Source organism: uncultured Faecalibaculum sp., from assembly GCF_910588395.1.
GTDB lineage: Bacteria > Bacillota_I > Bacilli_A > Erysipelotrichales > Erysipelotrichaceae > Faecalibaculum.
Genome location: NZ_CAJUPA010000079.1, coordinates 1 through 2,115, shown reverse-complemented (window position 1 = coordinate 2,115; position 2,115 = coordinate 1). Strand labels below are relative to the sequence as shown.

At 52.2% G+C, this 2,115-nt stretch carries 2 protein-coding genes; both read left to right on the top strand.

Annotated elements, in window-relative coordinates:
• Window positions 1–71: 71 nt before the first annotated feature.
• The gene (gene tnpB / locus QZ305_RS11635; RefSeq protein ID WP_294732159.1) at window positions 72–434 is read left to right on the top strand and encodes an IS66 family insertion sequence element accessory protein TnpB; all 363 of its coding nucleotides are present in this window, start codon (window positions 72–74) and stop codon (window positions 432–434) included.
• 255 nt (window positions 435–689) lie between these two features.
• Window positions 690–2,115 (top strand): IS66 family transposase (locus QZ305_RS11630; RefSeq protein WP_294732158.1); only part of this gene is annotated, 1,426 nt, incomplete at its 3' end.

The window sequence follows — 2,115 nt, the reverse complement described above, 5'->3', positions numbered from 1 at the left end:
GGAATATTCCATCCATGTAACAGAATCCTCATCCATGTCTCTTCTGGAAGAGGTACTTAAGGTGGTGCGGCATGCTCAATGACGCCGCCTGCTTTAAAGCGGTTTATATCGTCTGTGGATACACAGACCTGCGTTCGGGAATGGACCGGCTGGCAGCACTTATCGAGGCACAGACAGGGAACCGGCCATATGTCCCGGATACCCTCTATCTTTTCTGCGGCCGGCGCACAGACCGCATCAAGGGTCTGGTGTGGGAGGGGGATGGCTGGCTCCTGCTGTATAAGAGGCTGTCAGAAAGCCAGTTCCAATGGCCGCGTAATCCGGAGGAAGTGCGTTCCCTGACGCCGCAGCAGTTCCGCTGGCTGATGGAAGGGCTGACGATTGCACCGAAGAAGTCCGTCAGACCGGTGGAACCGCCGGAATATATGGGATGATTTTGTGCAAAACAGAGAAATTTCCAGGCAGCCCAGATGCGGCTGCAGATACCCTGTTTCCTGTGACAGGGACGGTCTCTGCAATGGTTTTCCGGCAATATATGGCGTGGATGCCCATGTCCCTTTTTTTGAAAAGGATGTATTAGGAACAGCCTCCATAAGCTGCCCTGACGCATCTGCAGCCATGGGCATTATGACGAACGGTCTGCCGCGCCGGATTCGCAAAAGATACTGTTTTCTGTTATAATGGATCCAGTGAAAACACTGGGAGACAGCGGCATGGCTTTGGAATATACAGAAGAAAAACTGAACGGCCTTGATAAGGAAACGATCATCGAGCTGTTCCTGTCACAGCAGGAGCAGCTTAAGCAGATCGACCACAATCTCCAGCTGGTGCTGGAACAGATGTCAGACTTAAAAAGGCACCGTTTCGGCAGATCATCCGAGAGGCACGAAACCGAAGACCAGATTTCTTTTATGGAAGTGGATGGGAAAATCGTATTTTTTAACGAATCGGAGGCTGTTTCCAGTGAAGAGTCTGATGGCAGCCAGGAGGATGCGCCCCGCCGGAAGCCAAAGAAAAAACAGGGAAAACGGGAAGAAGAGCTGGAAGGGCTTCCGGCTGTTGTGGTGGAGCATTCCATGGATGAAAAGGAGCTTGAGGAAAAATTCGGACAGGAAGGATGGAAACAGCTCCCTGACGAAATATACCGCAGATACCGCTTTACCCCGGCAAAGATCGAAGTGGAGGAACACCATGTGAAGGTATATGCCGGGAAAAAGACGCAGGAGGTCGTAAAGGCCCCGCATCCGGAATGCCTTTTAAGGGGGAGCCTTGTGTCCCCGTCCCTTGAGGCGGCAGTGATGAACGCAAAATATGTGAATGCCGTCCCGCTTTACCGGCAGGAGCAGGAGTTTGAACGGTATGGCCTGCACATTTCAAGGCAGAACATGGCAAACTGGACGATTCAGTGTGCAGACAGGTATCTTGCAGTCCTCTATGATTACCTTCATGAAAAGTTATACGGCTACCATGTCCTGCAGGCAGACGAGACGCCCGTACTGGTAAACAAAGACGGCCGCCCCGCCGGAGCAAAAAGCTTCATGTGGGTGTACCGGACCGGACGGATGTACACGGACCACCAGATTATTCTGTATGAATACCAGAAGACACGCAATGCCAGCCATCCGAGGGAATTCCTGAAGGATTTCAGCGGGATCTGCGTCACAGACGGGTACCAGGTCTACCACACGGTCGAAAACGAACGGGAAGACTTAAAGATTGCCGGATGCTGGTCCCATTCGAGACGCAGGTTTGATGAAGCAGTCAGGGCTCTGCCAAAAGCAAAGCAGAAAGACAGCCGTGCGTACCTTGCGCTGACAATGATACAGGCCATCTGCCGGGAAGAGAAGATGCTAAAGGATCTCCCGGCAGAAGAACGGAAAGCCCGCCGCCAGTTAAGCGTCCGCCCGCTGGTGGAGGCCTATTTCACATGGGTAAAAGAAAACATCCCGAAAGTACCTCAGAAAAGCAAGACATGGGAAGGCTTCAATTACTCCATCAACCAGGAAAAATACCTGAAAGTGTTCCTTGATGACGGCGAGGTTCCAATGGACAACAACGCTGCCGAGCAGTCGATCCGCGGATTCTGCATCGGCAAGAAGAACTGGGTCATGATCG